At 60.8% G+C, this 19,106-nt stretch carries 18 protein-coding genes; 11 read left to right on the forward strand and 7 right to left on the reverse strand.

The features are described from left to right. Window positions 1-296: 296 nt before the first annotated feature. Window positions 297-776, forward strand: a complete 480-nt coding sequence (locus AB4Z35_RS14905) for an Lrp/AsnC family transcriptional regulator (RefSeq protein WP_007937367.1) — start codon at window positions 297-299, stop codon at window positions 774-776. A 206-nt stretch (window positions 777-982) separates the two neighbouring features. Further along, window positions 983-1,192, forward strand: a complete 210-nt coding sequence (locus tag AB4Z35_RS14910; RefSeq protein WP_007975837.1) for a DUF2788 domain-containing protein — start codon at window positions 983-985, stop codon at window positions 1,190-1,192. On the opposite strand, the gene AB4Z35_RS14915 is transcribed toward AB4Z35_RS14910, so the two are convergent. The 4 genes from AB4Z35_RS14915 to AB4Z35_RS14930 form a co-directional block, all read right to left on the reverse strand. After that, window positions 1,187-1,822, reverse strand: a complete 636-nt coding sequence (locus AB4Z35_RS14915; RefSeq protein WP_442097820.1) for a pseudouridine synthase — start codon at window positions 1,820-1,822, stop codon at window positions 1,187-1,189. The two genes, AB4Z35_RS14910 and AB4Z35_RS14915, sit on opposite strands and share 6 nt — an antisense overlap. 70 nt (window positions 1,823-1,892) lie before the next feature. Further along, on the reverse strand, window positions 1,893-3,392 hold the full coding sequence (gene amn / locus AB4Z35_RS14920) for an AMP nucleosidase (protein ID WP_177323264.1): 1,500 nt from the start codon (window positions 3,390-3,392) through the stop codon (window positions 1,893-1,895). Window positions 3,393-3,577: 185 nt separating this feature from the next. Further along, window positions 3,578-5,227 carry an acyl-CoA dehydrogenase family protein gene (locus AB4Z35_RS14925; RefSeq protein ID WP_442097822.1) on the reverse strand — a complete coding sequence of 550 codons (1,650 nt, stop codon included), beginning with the start codon at window positions 5,225-5,227 and terminating at the stop codon, window positions 3,578-3,580. Between the two features lie 74 nt (window positions 5,228-5,301). Next, a complete protein-coding gene (locus AB4Z35_RS14930; RefSeq protein WP_442097824.1) occupies window positions 5,302-7,686 on the reverse strand; it encodes a 7TM diverse intracellular signaling domain-containing protein in 2,385 nt (794 codons plus the stop codon). A 281-nt stretch (window positions 7,687-7,967) separates the two neighbouring features. Between AB4Z35_RS14930 and AB4Z35_RS14935 the strand changes: the two genes are divergently transcribed. The 4 genes from AB4Z35_RS14935 (at window position 7,968) to AB4Z35_RS14950 (ending at window position 11,514) form a co-directional block, all read left to right on the forward strand. Further along, a complete protein-coding gene (locus AB4Z35_RS14935; RefSeq protein WP_108231173.1) occupies window positions 7,968-8,765 on the forward strand; it encodes a hydroxymethylpyrimidine/phosphomethylpyrimidine kinase in 798 nt (265 codons plus the stop codon). Window positions 8,766-8,796: 31 nt separating this feature from the next. After that, a complete protein-coding gene (gene thiE, locus AB4Z35_RS14940; protein WP_442097826.1) occupies window positions 8,797-9,420 on the forward strand; it encodes a thiamine phosphate synthase in 624 nt (207 codons plus the stop codon). Window positions 9,421-9,451: 31 nt separating this feature from the next. Then, window positions 9,452-10,735 carry a glutamate-1-semialdehyde 2,1-aminomutase gene (hemL, locus tag AB4Z35_RS14945; protein WP_007975850.1) on the forward strand — a complete coding sequence of 428 codons (1,284 nt, stop codon included), beginning with the start codon at window positions 9,452-9,454 and terminating at the stop codon, window positions 10,733-10,735. A 224-nt stretch (window positions 10,736-10,959) separates the two neighbouring features. Further along, window positions 10,960-11,514: a tetratricopeptide repeat protein gene (locus AB4Z35_RS14950; protein ID WP_007993995.1), complete on the forward strand. Its 555-nt coding sequence runs from the start codon at window positions 10,960-10,962 to the stop codon at window positions 11,512-11,514. Window positions 11,515-11,643: 129 nt separating this feature from the next. On the opposite strand, the gene AB4Z35_RS14955 is transcribed toward AB4Z35_RS14950, so the two are convergent. Then, the gene (locus AB4Z35_RS14955; protein WP_003185742.1) at window positions 11,644-11,973 is read right to left on the reverse strand and encodes a DUF1820 family protein; all 330 of its coding nucleotides are present in this window, start codon (window positions 11,971-11,973) and stop codon (window positions 11,644-11,646) included. A gap of 133 nt (window positions 11,974-12,106) precedes the next feature. On the opposite strand from AB4Z35_RS14955, the gene miaB reads away from it, so the two are divergent. The 5 genes from miaB (at window position 12,107) to lnt (ending at window position 17,522) form a co-directional block, all read left to right on the forward strand. Continuing rightward, entirely contained in the window at window positions 12,107-13,435 is a 1,329-nt protein-coding gene (miaB, locus tag AB4Z35_RS14960) for a tRNA (N6-isopentenyl adenosine(37)-C2)-methylthiotransferase MiaB (protein ID WP_442097829.1), read from the forward strand. 215 nt (window positions 13,436-13,650) lie between these two features. After that, window positions 13,651-14,658 carry a PhoH family protein gene (locus tag AB4Z35_RS14965; RefSeq protein WP_442097830.1) on the forward strand — a complete coding sequence of 336 codons (1,008 nt, stop codon included), beginning with the start codon at window positions 13,651-13,653 and terminating at the stop codon, window positions 14,656-14,658. Next, a complete protein-coding gene (gene ybeY / locus AB4Z35_RS14970) occupies window positions 14,651-15,145 on the forward strand; it encodes an rRNA maturation RNase YbeY (RefSeq protein WP_442097832.1) in 495 nt (164 codons plus the stop codon). Before AB4Z35_RS14965 ends, ybeY begins: the two co-directional genes overlap by 8 nt. Window positions 15,146-15,150: 5 nt before the next feature. After that, window positions 15,151-15,990 (forward strand): HlyC/CorC family transporter, encoded by an 840-nt coding sequence (locus tag AB4Z35_RS14975; RefSeq protein ID WP_007990639.1) that lies wholly within the window; start codon window positions 15,151-15,153, stop codon window positions 15,988-15,990. Window positions 15,991-15,998: 8 nt separating this feature from the next. Further along, window positions 15,999-17,522 (forward strand): apolipoprotein N-acyltransferase, encoded by a 1,524-nt coding sequence (gene lnt / locus AB4Z35_RS14980; RefSeq protein ID WP_007998409.1) that lies wholly within the window; start codon window positions 15,999-16,001, stop codon window positions 17,520-17,522. Window positions 17,523-17,675: 153 nt separating this feature from the next. Here lnt and AB4Z35_RS14985 read toward each other — a convergent pair whose 3' ends face one another. Next, window positions 17,676-18,434 (reverse strand): YdcF family protein, encoded by a 759-nt coding sequence (locus AB4Z35_RS14985; RefSeq protein WP_442097834.1) that lies wholly within the window; start codon window positions 18,432-18,434, stop codon window positions 17,676-17,678. Window positions 18,435-18,538: 104 nt separating this feature from the next. Then, window positions 18,539-18,859 carry a hypothetical protein gene (locus AB4Z35_RS14990; RefSeq protein ID WP_442097836.1) on the reverse strand — a complete coding sequence of 107 codons (321 nt, stop codon included), beginning with the start codon at window positions 18,857-18,859 and terminating at the stop codon, window positions 18,539-18,541. Window positions 18,860-19,106 lie beyond the last annotated feature (247 nt).

The raw sequence follows: 19,106 nt of genomic DNA on the forward strand, positions 1-19,106 counted from the left end.
CCTCCCCTTAGAGAACTTCGTCCTGGCTCGACGCTTTTGACGTCGGCTCACCTCACGCCGTCTTCTGGACAGTGTGTAGCTCGGGGGCCGGCACATCCCCGGTGGGGGTGGCGGCCGCGACTGGCCTGATTGGGCGAGTCGCACTGGACTGTTTGTCCGAGCAGTGATTCTGGTGATAAGAATAGGCCGGGAGCGCTGGCAGAGGATTGCGAAGATTGCTGAATTAAACATCACTTGCGCAATTTTTAACCCCTGACACATAATCCTCCGCAATAGTTACGACAAAGGATCGATTGATGAGCAAGCTCGACCGTTACGACCTGAGTATTTTGGCGGAATTGCAGCGCGACGCACGCATCTCCAACCAGGAGCTGGCCGAGCGCATCGGCCTGTCGCCTTCGCCGTGCTCGCGGCGGGTAAAGCAGCTGGAAGACGACGGCTACATTTCCCGTCAGGTCGCCCTGCTCGACCGCAAAATGCTCGGCCTGAGCCTCACGGCCTATGTACTGATCGGTATGGACCGTCACACACCCGAGCGTTTCGAAAACTTCGAAGCGGCCATCCGCACCCTGCCCCAAGTGCTCGAATGCAGCCTGGTGACCGGGATGGATGCCGACTATCAACTCAAGGTCGTGGTGCCGGACATGGATCACTACCAGAAACTGCTGCTCGGGCATCTGACGCGGATTGAAGGGGTGACCAGTGTGCGCTCGAGTTTTGTGCTGAATCAGGTGCTCAACAGCACCGAGTTGCCGTTGACTCATCTGCGCAGCTGAGGACGCCTTCGCGAGCAAGCCCGCTCCCACAATCGACCGCATTCTCATGGTAGAACTCGGTTAAATGTGGGAGCGAGCTTGCTCGCGATGAGGCCGGCACAGGCGACGAATGACTGCGACACACCGACGCAGGTCAATACTGCACGCAGCCTGCGAGGCGTATACTCCCCGCGCCCTTTTAGCCGCGCCCGCGCTGGAGATATTCGATGGATCCTGCCGTTTTCGAAGAGTGGATGATGACCGGTCTGGTCACGATCCTGATCATTTTCATGGGTTTCATCGTCTGGGATCTGGCGAAGAAGTCCAAGGCCGGGCGCTTCGGCTCGTTCATCCTGTTCTTCGTACTGGGCCTGGGCGTGGCGGCGTTCATCATCAAGAGCGTGGTGATCGGCCTGATCGAATCCGGCGCCTTATAAGCGCGCCGGTACTTCTTTCCACTGGCCCTGATCGAGCCCTTCGATCGTCCAGTCACCGATTCTGACCCGCACCAGGCGCAACGTCGGCAAACCGACCGCCGCGGTCATGCGCCGCACCTGCCGGTTGCGCCCTTCGCGAATCACCAACTCCAGCCAGCTGGTCGGCACGCTTTTGCGAAAGCGCACCGGCGGATTGCGTGGCCATAGTTCGGGCTCGTCCAGTTGCCGCGCCTCGGCGGGCAAGGTCATGCCGTCATTCAATTCCACGCCGTCACGCAGGCGCTGCAATTGCTCCGCGTCCGGCTCACCCTCGACCTGTACCCAATAGGTCTTGGCCAGCTTGTGTTTCGGGTCGGCGATCCGCGCCTGTAGCTGGCCGTCGTTGGTCAGCAGCAACAGGCCTTCGCTGTCACGGTCCAGCCGTCCGGCCGGATAGATTCCCGGTACGTCGATATAATCCTTGAGCGTTGCGCGCCCTTCGCCGTCACTGAACTGCGTCAGCACATCAAAAGGTTTGTTGAACAGGATCAGCTTCGGCTCGGCCGGTGGAGCCTTGGCGACACGCCGCTGGGCTGATGGGGATGGCTTCGCGCCGGGGCGGCGGGAAGGTGGACGAGGTGGACGCGACATGGGCAAAACAACATCTAACGGTCAGGGCTGCCAATGCTAGTAGCCCTTCCGTTAAATGACCATCGACAAATCAGCGGAACGGCGGCTCGTCGAAGCTGCGCAGTTTGCGCGAGTGCAGTGAGTTGAGTTCGGTACGCAACAGATCCACCGCCTCGATACCGATCTTCAAGTGCTGGCTAACCGCGCGCTCATAGAACGCGTTGGCCGAGCCCGGCAGCTTGATTTCGCTGTGCAGCGGTTTGTCCGATACGCACAGCAACGTGCCGTACGGCACCCGCAAACGATAACCTTGCGCTGCGATAGTGCCGCTTTCCATGTCCACCGCCACGGCGCGGGACAGGTTGATCAGCGGCCTTTCCTGCGCCCAGCGCAGTTCCCAGTTACGGTCGTCGTAGGTCAGCACGGTGCCGGTACGCAGGCGTTTCTTCAGCTCGTCGCCCCTCTCGCCAGTGATATTGGCCGCCGCCTGTTGAAGCGCAAGCTGCACCTCGGCCAAGGCCGGAATCGGAATGTTCGGCGGCACCACCCGGTCAAGAATCCCGTCGCGACGCATGTAAGCGTGGGCCAGCACGTAGTCGCCTATGGTTTGCGACTGACGCAGGCCGCCGCAGTGGCCGATCATCAGCCAGCAATGCGGGCGCAAAACGGCGAGGTGGTCGGTGATGTTCTTGGCGTTGGACGGGCCGACACCGATGTTGACCAGGGTCACGCCGTGGCCGTCACTGGCGATCAGGTGATAGGCCGGCATCTGGTAGCGGTGCCAGACCACGCCGGCGGCGATTGCCGAGGCTTCGCCGTGATCCATGCTCTTTTCGATGATCACGTTGCCCGGCAACACCATGCGCACGAAACGCGGGTCTTTGCGCAGTTGCTCCAGGCCATGGACGATGAACTGGTCGACATAGCGGTGATAGTTGGTCAGCAGGATCCACGGCTGCACATGACGCCAGTCGCTGCCGGTGTAATGCACCAGCCGGCGCAGGGAGAAATCCACCCGTGCGGCATCGAACAGGGCCAGGGGCAACGGATCGGTGTTTTCCCAGTCGTACAAGCCATCGGCAATGCCGTCGGTCGCGGCCGACAGGTCGGTACTCGGGAACACCCGCGCCAGCACGGCTGCGGTGACGCCGGAACCTCCCAGCTCATCGCCCTGCTCGACCACATACGGATACGGGATGTTCTGCTGGCTGACACCGACTTCCACGGTCACGGTGAAGTCATGCATCAATGGAACAAGCTGTTCCAGCAGGTATTTACGAAAAGCCGACGGATGGGTGACGGTGACGCTGTAGGTGCCCGGCAGCTGGACCTTGGCGTAGGCGCGGGTGGTCTGCGGGACTTCACCCTGGCAATGGTAGGTCAGGCGCAGCTCCGGATAACGGAACAACGCTCGCTGTTCGGCATCAGGCTCGACGCGATCCTTGAGATAGCGCTTGAGCGCCTGACTCAGCGCGGTGGTTGCACGATTGTGCAAGTGTGCAAGCCGATCCACGGCTTGCTCGGCGGTTTGAACGACAATAAAAGCTTCGGTCACGATCAGCATCCTGTGTTCTGACTTGCAGACCTTCATCTTGCCTGCATCGTTGCTTCACGGGAACAGTGATTGCTACACAAACTCTGTGCTCACCGTAGATCAACTGTGGGAGCGGGCTTGCTCGCGAAAGCGGCCTGTCAGGCACATCAAAGTTGAATGTGAAATCGCATTCGCGAGCAAGCCCGCTCCCACATTGGCCCAGTGGCGATCATGCACCTGGGTCAGAAGCCCTGCGGAGTCGAGCGGGCGACAATGGCTTCCGCGTCCAGACCACGTGGCAATGCGCCGTACACTCGGCCGCCGCCCTCCAGACGACTGGCGATGAAGGCATCACTGACCACCGCATTCCCGGCTTCCAGCAACAACGTGGCCTGCAGCCCCAGAGCGATGTCTTCAGTGAGTTGACGGGCGCGGTACTGAATGTCGCTGGTGTCCTTAAAGGCCGCCTGCAATTGATTGATGTGCGCAGCCAGGCGCTTGTCGCCATGGCCATCGCCCAGCTCGCTGAACAGCACATCGAGCACGCCCGGCTCCTTCGACAGGGCACGCAGCACGTCGAGGCATTGCACGTTACCGGAACCTTCCCACGTCGAATTCACCGGTGCCTCGCGGTAAAGCCGCGGCAGGATGCTTTCCTCGACATAACCCGCGCCACCCATGCATTCGGCCGCTTCGTTGATCATGGCCGGCGCCCGCTTGCAGATCCAGTACTTGCCCACCGCCGTCACCAATCGGGCGAATTTGGCTTCCTGTGAATCGTCCAGATGATCCAGCGCCCGGCCCATGCGCAGGCTCAAGGCCAGGGCGGCTTCGCTTTCCAGCGCCAGATCCGCCAGCACGTTCTGCATCAAGGGCTGTTCGCTGAGTAGCTTGCCGCCGACCGAACGGTGGGCGCAGTGATGGCTGGCCTGGGTCAATGCCTGACGCATCAGCGAACTGGAACCGACCATGCAATCGAAGCGGGTCATGGCGACCATCTCGATGATCGTCGGAACGCCACGGCCCTCTTCACCGATCATCCACGCCAGTGCGCCACGGAACTCCACTTCGCTAGAGGCGTTGGAGCAATTGCCGAGCTTGTTCTTCAGGCGCTGGATGTAGAACTGATTGCGCGTATCGTCCGGACGATGGCGCGGCAACAGGAAACAGGTCAGGCCCTTGTCGGTCTGCGCCAGTGTCAGGAAGGCGTCGCACATCGGCGCCGAACAAAACCATTTGTGGCCCACCAGTTCATAGGCCTGACCGGGGCCACTGGCGCCAACCGGATACGCCTTGGTGGTGTTGGCCCGGACATCGGTGCCGCCCTGCTTCTCGGTCATGGCCATGCCAATGGTGACCCCGGCCTTGTGGGCCATGCCGACGTTGCGCGGGTCGTATTCGGTGGCGAGGATTTTCGGCAGCCATTTTTCCGCCAGATCCGGTTGCAGACGCAAGGCCGGGACACTGGCGAAGGTCATGGTCAACGGGCAGCCACTGCCGGCTTCGGCCTGGCTGTGCAGATATGACATGCAAGCGCGGGCGACATGGGCGCCGTCCTGCGGGTGCGCCCAGGGCAGCGAGGTCAAGCCGTGCTCGACCGCCGTGCGCATCAATTGGTGATAGGCCGGATGAAATTCCACCAGATCGATGCGATGACCAAACCGGTCATGGCTGTTGAACACCGGCTTGTTCTGATTGGCCAGGAACCCGGCTTCCATCAACGGGCCACCAGCCAGAGCGCCGTAGGCGTCGATCCGCGATTCGGCCCAACCGGCCCCGAACCGCCGCGACCACTCCTGCAACGGCAAGTCGATGCGGTACAGGTTGGCGCCATCCAGTGACGGTGGCTGATTGGTGACTTCGTGGGTTTCGGCGAACTGATGCAGGTTCATGACAGGGCTCCTTTGGTCGGCCAAGGGACTTCAGTTAAGCACCGCCCCTCGGTCGTTCAAAGTGTCATATCCGCCTAACTGTCGGCGCTTTCGCCCTGTCGCGGGCAAAGCACACGGCGGTAGAGCGCGGCCTGCAAGTCTTCGAATTTCACCGGTTTGCTCAATTGATCAATCACCGCGCCGGTTGGGCAGCGCTCACGGTTACCGCCCAGAGCGATCATGAACAGCGGCAGTTCGGCATACCCCGGCAACGCGCGGATCTGGCAGCACACCGACTCACCGTCCTGAAGCGGCAACTGACAATCAACCAGCACTGCGTCAAACACTTCGCGCTGCAAGAGATCGAGCGCAACGTCGGCGCTATCGGCCGTACGCACACGGAACCCCAGCTTGAGCAACATGCCGCGCATCACCAACTGGCTGATGCCGTTGTCATCCACCAACAGCACGGCACAATCCTGAGGCAAGCGCAGGCGCGGAAAATCCCGGGGCATCAACGGCGTCACCGGACGTTCGGGCACCGGCAGCCCGACTTCGACATCCAGCTGAAACCGGCTGCCGCGTCCTGGCTCGGTGCGATGCGTCAGGCGTCCACCCAGCAATTCGACCAACTGTCGGCATATCGCCAGGCCAACACCCAGGCCACCGTATTCACGGGTCATTGAACCATCGAGCTGGAAGAACCGTTGATACATCGTGGCCTCCCCCAAATCAGTGAAGCCAATGCCCGTATCGATCACCGCAAAGGTCAACGCCAGCCGGTCGGGCTCAAGGGCCTTGCCGGTCACCCGCAGGGCCAGGCCGCCGACCCGGGTGAACTTGATGGCGTTATCCAGCAGGCATTCCAGGCACTGCGCGATCTTGACGTTGTCGCCGTGCAAGCGATCCGGCACACCTGGCGCGACATCGACCTTGAAGTCCAGCGATTTGCTCGATGCGTTGCCCTCGAACTGCGTACGCAGGGCCTCGACCATACCGCGCAAACTGAAGGTGTCGGTCGAGGCCTTGAGCTTGCCGGCCTGCAATTCGGTGAGGGTGAGGATGCCGTTGACCATGCGCATCATGTCCCGGGCCGATCCCGCAGCCGTTTGCTGATACTGCTCCAGCTCAGGGTCCATTTCGACCGTCTGCATCAGTTCCAGCGAACCGATCACACCGTTCATGGGCGTGCGCAGTTCGTGGGTCAGGGTGGCAAGGAACTCGTCCTTGAGCTTGTTACTGTGAGCCAGTTGCTGGTTGAGCACTTCAAGCTTCTGGCTGGCGTCGAACAGGGTTTGTGCCTGCTGCTCGCGCATGTCGTTGATGCGGTCGGCCAGCGCCAGGGACAGCAACGCCACTTCGATGGCAGAGCCGATCTGGCTGGAATACATGGTCAGGAACACGTTCGGCAGGTAGCCCAGCACCATCAGCGTATTGACGATACCGCCGAGCAAAAACGCCGACCAGGCAATGATGAAATACCGCGCCACGCGCAGGCCTCGCAACCAGGCAAAGATCCCGGCGGCAAAAATCACCACAGTGAATGTCAGCGCCAGGGCCGTGGCCAGGCGCAAGGCCAGAGCGTAGCTGGTCATCAATGACAGGCCGACCACCAGCGCACCGAAAGCAACCAGCGCCAGCAACAAGCGGTCGAGCCAGCGACTGTGGGTGGCCATCTGCAAGAAACTGCGGGCGAACTGACTGCCGAACAGTCCCGCACAGCCAATGAAAAACGGCGTCGCGGCGTTGGCCCACCAAGGGTTGTCCGGCCAGAAATACTGCACGGCCGCACCGTTTACCGACAGCTGATACAAGCCGAACGAGGCGATATAGAAGATGTAGTAGAGGTAGCTGGTGTCGCGCACGCTGAGGTAAATGAACAGGTTGTAGACCAGCATCCCCAGCAACACGCCGTAGATCAATCCCAGTACGTAAAGGCGCACGGGCTGCTCTTCGAGGTACGCGGTGCTCGACCACAAGGTCACCGGCGCCTGGATCGAGCCTTCGCTTTGCAATCGCAGGAATACGGTTTCGGCCTGATCAGGCTTGAACGTCAGGTCGAACAAATAGTTGTTCTGACGAATCTGGCGACTGGCGAACGGCAAGGCATCGCCGGTCTGCCTGACCAACTGATAGTTGCCGGCCGCATCGGGCAAATAGAGATCGAGATGATCGAGGGGCGGATAGGCCAGTTCCAGTAGCCAGGTCCGTTGCGCAGCCGGATTGGTCGGGCGGTAATGCAGGTCGATTTTCAGCCAGAACACCGAACGGGAGTACCCGGCGTTGAGCGTGTCTTTGTGGTGTGGTGTGAAGTTGCCGGCCGCCGCTTGCGCACGGATATCATTGATGGTCGCCTGGCCACCTGCATCCTCATAGACCTGCAGGGTTCGGCCCAAGGGGAGGCTTTGAGTGAACTCATCGAACTCGACGGCGTTTGCCAGGAGGGGCAAACACAACAGCAACATCAGCAAATAGCGCATTGAAGCCCCAGCGTGGCCTGTCCGGTTCTGTCAGGAAGCCCCCCATTCCTTTTGAGCAGACGTAAACCGGTATCACCTGTTATTGGTTTGGATCCACTCTAGCATAGCCGTTGATGGCCATTAAATACCATTGAAATATTTCCTACAAAGGCTCTAGAACGGGCGTTCCAGAGGCACTACCAGGACATAATCAGAGACAAGCAAATCACTGCCACAATGGAACAGGCAGACTGGATGTCACCACACCCGAAAATCGACGTTTGGTGGTAAGCTCGCGCACCATGAATATCTACAGCTCTCGCCCCGTTGTCCTCTGTCTCTCCGGCCACGACCCAAGTGGTGGCGCCGGCTTGCAGGCAGATATCGAAGCCCTGCTCGCTCAGGGATGCCATGCGGCTCCGGCCGTCACCGCCCTGACCGTGCAAGACACCGTCAATGTCACTGACTTCCGCGTCCTCGACCGTGAGTGGGTACTGGCCCAGGCCAATGCCGTGCTCAACGATTCCGAAGTCGCGGCGGTCAAACTGGGCATGCTCGGTTCACTGGAAATGGTCGACACCGTGGTCGAACTGCTTTCGGCGCACCCGCACTTGCCGGTAGTCTGCGACCCGGTGCTGCGTGCCGGTGGCGGCGGACGCCTGGGCAAGGACGAAGTCGGCTACGCCATGCGCGAACGCCTGCTGCCCCTGTCGATCATTGCCACCCCCAACCTTCCCGAAGCCCGTATCCTCGCCGAACTGCCCGAAGGCACCGCGGACGAGTGCGCTGAAAAACTCCTGCCGTTCGTAAAACACCTGTTGATCACCGGCGGCCATGGCGACGAAACCGAAATCCACAATCGCCTGTACAGCCGCGACGGCCTGCGCCAAACCTTTACCTGCCAGCGCCTGCCCGGCAGTTATCACGGTTCCGGTTGCACCCTGGCCAGCGCGCTGGCCGGTCGTCTGGCCCAGGGCGAAAACCTCGCCAGCGCCGTGCAGACCGCGCTTAACTACACATGGCGCACCCTGCGAGACGCCGAGCAGTTGGGCAAAGGCCAGTTTGTGCCGCGCCGTTTGCCTCTGGATTTCTGTTCGTAACTTCTATTTGTAATGCGGTGAGGCTTGTCCGATGAAACTACGTGGCCTGTACGCCATTACCGACAGCCATTTGCTGGACGGTAAGTTGCTCAAGTACGTGGAGGCGGCGCTGGAAGGCGGCGTCACCTTGCTGCAGTACCGCGACAAGAGCAGCGACGAGGCCCGCCGCCTGCGTGAGGCCGAAGCCTTGCGCGAGCTGTGCGAACGCTATAAGACACGGTTGATCATCAACGACGACGCCGAACTGGCCGCCCGCCTCAATGTGGGTGTGCACCTGGGCCAGACCGATGGCCCACTGTCACCGACCCGCGCTCTGCTCGGTTCCAAAGCCATCATCGGCTCGACTTGCCACGCGCAACTCGAACTGGCCGAACAAGCGACAAAGGAAGGCGCCAGTTACGTCGCCTTCGGCCGCTTCTTCAATTCGAGCACCAAGCCCGGCGCACCAACCTGCAGCCTCGAACTGCTCGATCAGGCCCGCAAGCAATTGCACTTGCCGATCTGCGCGATCGGCGGCATCACCCTGGACAACGCCGCCCCGCTGGTGGCCCACGGCGTCGATCTGCTGGCGGTGGTGCATGGCCTGTTCGGCGCCCAGAGCACGGCCGAAGTGACCCGCCGTGCCCGCGCCTTCAACGAACTGTTTTCTATTTAAGTCGCTTAAAATCTGATTTGAGAGCCCGATCATGTCTCGTTCCGAAACGCTGTTTGCCAATGCCCAGAAACACATTCCCGGTGGCGTGAACTCGCCGGTTCGCGCGTTCAAGAGCGTCGGCGGCACGCCGTTGTTCTTCAAACACGCCGAAGGCGCCTACGTCACCGACGAAGACAACAAGCGCTATGTGGATTACGTCGGCTCCTGGGGCCCGATGATCCTCGGCCACAGCCACCCGGACGTGCTGGACGCGGTGCGCAAGCAGCTTGAGCACGGTTTGTCCTACGGCGCCCCGACCGAGATGGAAACGCAGATGGCCGACCTGGTCTGCTCCCTCGTGCCATCGATGGAAATGGTGCGCATGGTCAGTTCCGGCACCGAAGCGACCATGAGTGCTATCCGCCTGGCCCGTGGCTTCACCGGCCGCGACAGCATCATCAAGTTCGAAGGTTGCTACCACGGTCACTCCGACAGCCTGCTGGTCAAGGCCGGTTCCGGCGCACTGACCCAAGGCGTACCAAGCTCGGCCGGTGTACCGGCGGCATTCGCGAAACATACCCTGACCCTGCCGTTCAACGACATCGACGCCGTTGAAGCCATGCTCGCCGAAGTCGGCCAGGACGTGGCCTGCATCATCGTCGAGCCAGTGGCCGGTAACATGAACTGTGTGCCGCCGGCACCCGGTTTCCTCGAAGGCCTGCGGACCCTGTGCGACAAGCACGGTGTAGTGCTGATTTTCGACGAAGTGATGACCGGTTTCCGTGTCGCCCTCGGCGGCGCCCAGGCTTATTACGGCGTAACCCCGGACCTGACCACCTTCGGCAAGATCATCGGTGGCGGCATGCCGGTCGGCTGCTTCGGTGGCAAGCGTGAAATCATGCAGCGCATCGCCCCGCTGGGCCCGGTCTACCAAGCCGGTACGCTGTCAGGTAACCCGCTGGCGATGGCCGCCGGCCTGACCACCCTGCGCCTGATCAGCCGTCCGGGCTTCCACGCCGAGCTGACCGACTACACCACTCGCCTGCTCGACGGCCTGCAACAGCGCGCCGATGCGGCAGGCATTCCGTTCGTGACCACACAAGCCGGCGGCATGTTCGGCCTGTACTTCAGTGGTGCCGACGACATCGTCACTTTCGATGACGTGATGGCCAGCGATGCGGCCCTGTTCGGCCGTTTCTTCCACCTGATGCTGGAAGGTGGCGTGTATCTGGCACCAAGCGCCTTCGAAGCCGGCTTCACCTCGATTGCCCATGGTGAAGCCGAACTGAAGCTGACCCTGGACGCCGCCGAGCGCGCCTTTGCGGCCTTGAAGTAACGCTGAAATGCTGACGTTGGCCATTGCCAGCGTCAGCTTTCGCCTACATTCCCACGGTTTTTCCTACTCGCCTGCTAATAATCCCCCGCAAAGTGGGCGATTAATTTCCCGCGCAGCAGAAAAACGAGTAAAGACTTTGTAAGGTTGCCCCTGCTTATTTCATAATGCGCGCTTATTGGATCCCTCGATGGGTCCGCGCGCCCTTCAGAGGTAAGTCGATTCCMATGAACCGCACCGGCCGCGCCCTTGCACTGGGCTGCCTGTTGCTTCTTCAGCCCCTGCTCGCGCACGCACAAGCAGGCGGCAACTCGTTGTTAATCCCAGCGATGGGTCGCTGCACCCTCAATACCCAGCCGCAAGACCTGGAACAGGCGCTCGCCGCCTGCCAGAAAGCGTCGGATGAAGGGGATGCACAAGCGCAATACGAGTTGGGTGAGTTCTACTACGAAGGTAAAAACGCGCCACGCGACCTCAATCAAGCCCTGAGCTATTTCGAAAAGGCTTCGCTGCAAGGCCATGCCCAGGCGCAATTCAAGCTCGGTACCATGTTCTTCCACGGCGAAGGCGTGCCGGCCAATAACGTTCAGGCGTACATCCTGCTGAAGATGGCGGCGGTCAACGGCGCCGAAGACGCACTGGACACCGCCGACGAAGTCACCGAAAAAATGCCCCGCGAAGAGCTCGAACTCGCCACCCAGGTGCTCGGGCAAATTTTCCGTAAATATCTGATGGAATTGCAAAGCGCTGACGGGCGTACGCCGTTCGCGCCGCTGCCCTGATTTTTGCGTTGATCTGACTGGCCCCATCGCGAGCAAGCTCGCTCCCACATTCGACTGCATTCCCATATGAGAACTCGGTCAACTGTGGGAGCGAGCTTGCTCGCGATAGGGGCGACTCGATCTTGAGCCTTACTTCTCAGGCATCGGCATCGGAAACGGCATTACATTGCCTACCGCGCCACGGGCTTCGCTGATTTTCGGTGTCCCCAGACGCTCGACTTCGTCGATACGCACGATCGAATGCATCGGCACAAAACTGCGCACCACGCCCTCGAACTGAGCCTTGAGCTTTTCTTCGCTCGGATCGACGACCACTTGCGTGCGCTCGCCAAAGACGAACTCTTCCACTTCCAGAAAGCCCCACAGATCACTTTGATAGATCTGCTTGGCGTACATTTCGAACACCTGGCCCTGGTTGAGGAAAATCACCTTGTAGATTGGAGCTTCACGTTTGGTCATGGTGGGCGGGTAACACATCGGGGTAAAAATGAGGGCGCAAACTATAGCACAGCCGTCGGACGCGCAACGGTAGGAACCACGGGACATGTTCCCTATAATGCGCGGTTCTTTGAATCAGGTGATGACTCTTTCCATGGCCAAGAAGCTTTACATCGAAACCCACGGTTGCCAAATGAACGAGTACGACAGCTCGCGCATGGTCGATCTGCTGGGCGAACATCAGGCCCTGGAAGTCACCGCCCGCGCTGAAGACGCCGACGTGATCCTGCTCAACACCTGCTCGATCCGCGAACGTGCGCAGGACCGTGTCTACTCCCAACTCGGACGCTGGCGCGAACTGAAACTGGCCAATCCGGACATGGTGATCGCCGTCGGCGGTTGCGTGGCCAGCCAGGAGGGTGCGGCCATCCGTGATCGCGCGCCGTACGTCGACGTGGTCTTCGGCCCGCAAACCCTGCACCGCCTGCCGGAAATGATCGACGCCGCGCGCATCACCAAGCTGCCGCAAGTCGACGTCTCGTTCCCGGAAATCGAAAAATTCGACCATTTGCCCGAGCCGCGCATCGACGGCCCGAGCGCTTACGTGTCAGTCATGGAAGGTTGCAGCAAGTACTGCACGTTCTGCGTGGTCCCCTACACCCGCGGCGAAGAGGTCAGCCGGCCGTTCGACGACGTGATTGCCGAGATCATTCACCTGGCCGAAAACGGCGTGCGGGAAGTGACGCTGCTGGGGCAGAACGTCAACGGCTATCGCGGCCTCACCCATGACGGGCGCCTGGCTGATCTGGCCGAGCTGATCCGCGTGGTTGCCGCTGTCGACGGCATCGACCGCATCCGCTACACCACGTCGCATCCACTGGAGTTTTCCGACAGCCTGATCCAGGCCCACGCCGACGTGCCGGAGCTGGTCAAGCACCTGCACTTGCCGGTGCAATCGGGCTCGGACCGCATCCTCGCGGCGATGAAGCGCAACCACACCGCGCTCGAGTACAAATCCAAACTGCGCAAGCTGCGCGCCGCCGTGCCGGGGATCTGCATCAGCTCGGACTTCATCGTCGGCTTCCCGGGCGAGACCGAAAAAGACTTCGAACAAACCATGAAGCTGATTGCCGACGTCGGTTTCGACTTTTCCTACTCGTTCGTCTACAGCCAGCGCCCGGGCACACCGGCCGCCGACCTGGCCGATGACACCCCTGAAGCACTGAAAAAAGAACGCCTGAACGCCCTGCAGCATCGCTTGAACCAGCAAGGTTTCGAGATCAGCCGACAAATGGTCGGTTCGATCCAGCGGATCCTGGTGACCGATTACTCGAAAAAAGACCCGGGAGAGCTGCAAGGCCGGACCGAGAATAACCGTATCGTCAACTTCCGCTGCGACAATCCGACCCTGATCGGCCAGTTCGCCGACGTGCACATCGATGCCGCGCAGCCGCACTCGCTGCGGGGTTCGCTGATTCAATAACACCGAATACCCCTGTGGGAGCGGGCTTGCTCGCGAAGACGGTCTGTCAGCACCATTAATGTCGACTGACACTCCGTCTTCGCGAGCAAGCCCGCTCCCACAGGTACAGCGCCAGAGGCGGGAATCGGGCTGCCTCATTTAAGAGCTTTCGCACCCACGCCACTGGCGTTATCCTTGATTTCATCCCAATTGCCCCAGGGCGGCTAAATACGACCTTGAACGCACCCATAGAACCACATCGTTTCATCCTCGAGCCTTTTGAAGCTCGCCGCTTCGCCAATCTGTGCGGGCAATTCGACGAGCATTTGCGCTTGATCGAACAGCGCCTGACCATCGAGATCCGCAATCGCGGAAACCAGTTCGAGCTGATCGGCGAACCCAAACACACCACCTCCGCGGAAAACCTCCTGCGCCGCCTGTACCGGGAAACCAAGGGTACCGAGCTGTCGCCGGACATGGTGCACCTGTTCCTGCAGGAATCGGCCGTCGAAGAGCTGGACAACCACTCCCCCGCCGAACCGTCCGTGGCCCTGCGCACCAAGAAAGGCATGATTCGCCCCCGTGGCTTGAATCAAATACGCTACGTGAAGGAAATCCTCGGTAACGACATCAACTTCGGTATCGGTCCGGCCGGTACCGGCAAGACCTACCTGGCCGTCGCCTGCGCGGTCGATGCACTGGAGCGCGAGCAGATTCGCCGCATCCTGCTGGTGCGCCCGGCGGTCGAAGCGGGTGAAAAACTCGGTTTCCTGCCCGGCGACCTGTCGCAGAAAATCGACCCGTACCTGCGCCCGCTCTACGACGCACTCTACGAAATGCTCGGCTTCGAATACGTCGCCAAGCTGATCGAGCGCCAGGTGATCGAAGTCGCGCCACTGGCGTACATGCGCGGCCGCACGCTGAACAACAGCTTCATCATTCTCGACGAAAGCCAGAACACCACGGTCGAACAAATGAAGATGTTCCTGACCCGGATCGGCTTCGGCTCCACGGCCGTCATCACCGGGGACATCACCCAGGTCGACCTGCCCCGCGGCACCAAGTCCGGCCTGCGCCACGTGATCGAAGTGCTCAAGGATGTGCCGGGCATCAGCTTTACCCACTTCCAGCCCAAGGACGTCGTGCGCCACCCGCTGGTGCAGCGCATCGTCGAAGCCTACGAGCGTTTCGAAACCCATGCGGCCGATGATGCAGCCGTCAAGGATAGCCGCCGCGATGCTTGAGCTTGACCTGCAAATCGCTACCGAAGCCTGCACCCCCAGCGAAGCCGAGTTCCGCCAGTGGTGCGAACTGGCCCTGCGCCAGCGTACCGCCGATTCGGAGATGACCATTCGTCTGGTCGACGAAGCCGAAGGCCGCGAGCTGAACCACACCTGGCGGCAAAAGGATTACGCAACTAACGTCTTGTCATTCCCGGCCGATGTGCCGGATGAGTTCCTCGACATCCCGCTGCTGGGCGACCTCGTGATCTGTGTCGCCGTGGTCGAGCGTGAAGCCGTCGAACAAGGCAAGGAGCTCAAGGCCCATTGGGCGCACCTGGTGATTCACGGCTGCTTGCATCTGCTTGGTTACGACCATATTGATGACGACGAAGCCGAAGAAATGGAAGCACTGGAACGAACGTTGCTTGCAGAACTGGGCTTTCCCGATCCCTACGCGGACGACGAAGCCGATTTATCCCCTACCGAAACAACAAAGGATTCAGAGTAATCGCTATGAGCGAAGATCGATCGAGCAACGGGCAGAAGTCATGGCTGGGTAAGCTCACCCAGGCTTTTGCCCACGAGCCGAAAAACCGCCAGGAGCTGCTGGAGCTGCTGCGCGATGCACACCAGAACAAGCTGCTGGACAGCGAAGCGCTGGCCATCGTCGAAGGCGCCATCCAGGTGGCTGACTTGCAGGTCCGGGACATCATGGTCCCGCGCTCGCAAATGGTCAGCATCAAGGCGACCCAGACACCCCGCGAGTTCCTGCCTGCCGTGGTCGACTCGGCCCACTCCCGCTATCCGGTGATCGGCGAAAGCCACGATGACGTGATGGGCGTGTTGCTGGCCAAGGACCTGCTGCCGTTGATCCTCAAGGAGAACGGCGAAAGCTTCAACATCAAGGACCTGCTGCGCCCGGCCACCTTCGTGCCGGAGTCCAAGCGCCTTAACGTGCTGCTGCGCGAATTTCGCGCCAACCACAACCACATGGCCATCGTCATCGACGAGTACGGCGGCGTGGCCGGTCTGGTGACCATCGAAGACGTGCTGGAACAAATCGTCGGCGACATCGAAGACGAACACGACGTCGAAGAAGACAGCTACATCAAGCCGCTGCCCAGCGGTGATTTCCTGATCAAGGCCCTGACACCGATCGAGAACTTCAACGAGTTTTTCGACAGTGAATTCTCCGACGACGAGTTCGACACCGTTGGCGGTCTGGTAATGAGCGCGTTCGGGCATTTGCCAAAACGTAACGAAATCACTGAAATCGGCCCGTACCGTTTCCGCATCCTGAACGCCGACAGCCGTCGGATTCACTTGCTTCGCCTGACGCCCATTGCTCGCTAAGGATTGAAATGCGCTGGACAACCCGCCCCGGCTGGCCCGGTAACCTGCTGGCCGTGGCGGCCGGTGCAATCACCACTCTGGCCCTGGCGCCGTTCGATATCTGGCCACTGGCACTGCTCGCCGTCGGCCTGTTCTATGCGGGCCTGCGCGAGCTGAGCCCACGCCAGGCGCTGGGTCGCGGCTGGTGTTTCGGTTTCGGCCTGTTCGGTGCCGGCACCAGCTGGATCTACTACAGCATTCACCATTTCGGCGGCGCCTCGGTGTTGCTGGCCGGGTTCCTGATGTTGATCTTCACGGCGGCGATTGCCTGGTTCTTTGCCCTGCCCGCCTGGATTTGGGCGCGCTGGCTGCGCCGCAATGAAGCGCCGCTGGCCGATGCCCTGGCCTTCGCTGCGCTGTGGGTCGCCCAGGAAGCCTTCCGCGGCTGGTTCCTGACGGGTTTCCCGTGGCTGTATTCCGGCTACAGCCAACTCGATGGCCCGCTGGCCGGGCTCGCGCCCATCGGCGGGATGTGGCTGATTTCCTTCACCCTGGCCTTGACGGCAGCGCTGATCTACAACGGCTTGCGCCTGGTTCGCACGGGGCGCAAAGGCTTCATCGCTGCCGGTGTATTGCTGCTGGTCGGCCCCTGGCTGCTCGGCATGGCACTCAAGCACCACGCCTGGACCAGCCCCTCGGGCCCGCCACTGAGCGTTGCCGCCATTCAGGGCAACATCGAACAAAGCATGAAGTGGGACCCGGCGCAGCTCAATGCGCAACTGGCGCTGTACCGCGACATGAGTTTCAGCTCCAGGCGCGTCGATCTTCTCATCTGGCCGGAAACGGCGATCCCGGTGCTCAAGGAGTCCGCCGAGGGCTACCTGAACATGATGGGCAGCTTCGCGGCCGAGCGTAAATCAGCGCTGATTACCGGTGTCCCGGTCCGTATGGAGGTACGCCACGAGAAGCGTTTCTTCAATGGCATCACCGTGACCGGTGAAGGCGACGGCACTTACCTGAAGCAAAAACTGGTGCCTTTTGGTGAATATGTTCCGCTGCAGGATGTGCTGCGCGGGTTGATCGCATTCTTCGACCTGCCGATGTCGGACTTTGCCCGCGGCCCGGCCGACCAGCCGCTGCTGCAGGCCAAGGGTTATCAGATCGCGCCGTTCATCTGCTATGAAGTGGTTTATCCGGAGTTCGCCGCCAGCCTTGCCGCCCGCAGCGACCTGCTGCTGACCATCAGCAACGACACCTGGTTCGGCACCTCCATCGGCCCGCTGCAACACCTGCAGATGGCGCAGATGCGTGCACTGGAGGCTGGCCGCTGGATGATCCGCGCCACCAACAACGGTGTGTCCGGCCTGATCAACCCGTTCGGTCAGATTACCGATCAGATCCCGCAGTTTGAACGCGGCATCCTGTATGGCGAAGTGGTGCCGATGCACAACCTCACACCGTACCTGGAATGGCGCTCGTGGCCATTGCTCATTGCCTGCGTGTTGTTGTTTGGCTGGGCGCTGATTGCGAGCCGGATGGCTAAAACCGTTTAAAAGCTTCGCGAGCAAGCCCGCTCCCACACTGGATCTAAGTCGGTCACAGTATTTGTGTACGACGCCGATCAAATGTGGGAGCGGGCTTGCTCCGGGCGGCGATCCGACGAAGGCGGCATCACAGGCACCGCATCAATCAGCGCCGACATCACCTCAATAGAACAACGAATAACCGACCTGCCCCACCGCCTCGTTCATCAACTGCCCGCTCTGCCAGATCGCCTTGAACTCCGGCATCCACCCCCCCAGTGGCTGCGCGTTGTCGCCGCCCAGAAACCCTACTGGCGCCGGCACCACCTCAAATCCGGCCTTGCGGAAACTCCAGACCGCTCGTGACATATGCCAGGCCTGAGTCACGAGCACTACACGCTTGATGCCCTGTGGAAGCAACACCTCGGCGCTGAACTGCGCATTCTCCCAGGTCGTGCGGCTGCGCCCTTCCTGCCAGCGCACGCTCACGCCAAAATCGTCACGCAAGGAGTCAGCCATTATCTGCGCCTCGCTGGGCGGCGTGCCGTAATGCAGGCCACCGCTGGTCAGTACCGGCAACCCGGAAGCCTTGGCCAGCCGCGCGGCAAAGCGCTGGCGCTCCAGACCGACGCCCGTGGGCTGGTCGGCACCCCAGGCCACGTCACCGCGCTCGCGCCCCGAACCGAGGACCACGATCGCGTCTGCGCGCTGCCCCAGTCCCGCCCATTCCTCGCGGGTCAGCGGTGGCTCACGCTCGAGCAGGCCGGCACTCCACTGCACCACCACCGGCAGGCTCATCAGCCAGAAACCACCCAACCCCAGAGCAAAGCACACACTGGCAAGCCTTGGTCTTGAGCGACGCAACCACCAGGCAAGCAAAAGCAGCAGCAACAGAATGCCGGGTGGCAAAAGAAGTTGTTTCACGAAATAACGAAAAGGCATCGAGCATCTCCCGGAGATGCCCGAAGCCTAAGTGGGTTGGCGCGATGCGACAATGAATACAGAGGGACTATGCTTCAAAAAATCATGGAGCATGGCTCTGCGGCCTATTTGAACTGCAAAGACCGGACCTTTACCGCGTCTCTGCCGGGAACCTTGTCCTTGAGCCAGATGATATTGGCCGAACGTGGTGCGTCGAGTTGCTTTACCGCTTCTGACAAGCATCCGTGCGTTTCACGTTCACTGCGATCCAGATATGCCTTGACCAGTGCAAACTCTGCGGGGCTCAGGCCGCGCAGTTCCAGTTCCAGAGGGCGTTCGTCGCGCAACCGGCCAGCGGTTCTTGCCGCGTCCAGGGCCAAGGCCAACCGATCGATCAGCCTTTCGTACAGCTCCGGTTTTGTAGCTTTTTGCTGTGACTCAACCATCCCTCACCTCATTGGAAGATAAGACCTACTCCCCAGTTAGAGCTTAGCTTCCATGAACAAACCGGCTGAACGCCGCGACCAACGGCCCTCGCGGCGGTTTTTGCAGGACGTGCGGCAGCAATCAGGGTTTCCCTCGGCAGAGCGCGGTCATGTATGCTACGGCGCTTCCTGTAACTCCACTTCCAGCTCGGCTGGGCATCGAAAACGCCAATTTGGCGAGATCAGCGTCCAGCGTTGCATTGAAGAG

Origin of the sequence: Pseudomonas sp. KB_15 (assembly GCF_052114525.1) — a bacterium.
Classification (GTDB): domain Bacteria; phylum Pseudomonadota; class Gammaproteobacteria; order Pseudomonadales; family Pseudomonadaceae; genus Aquipseudomonas.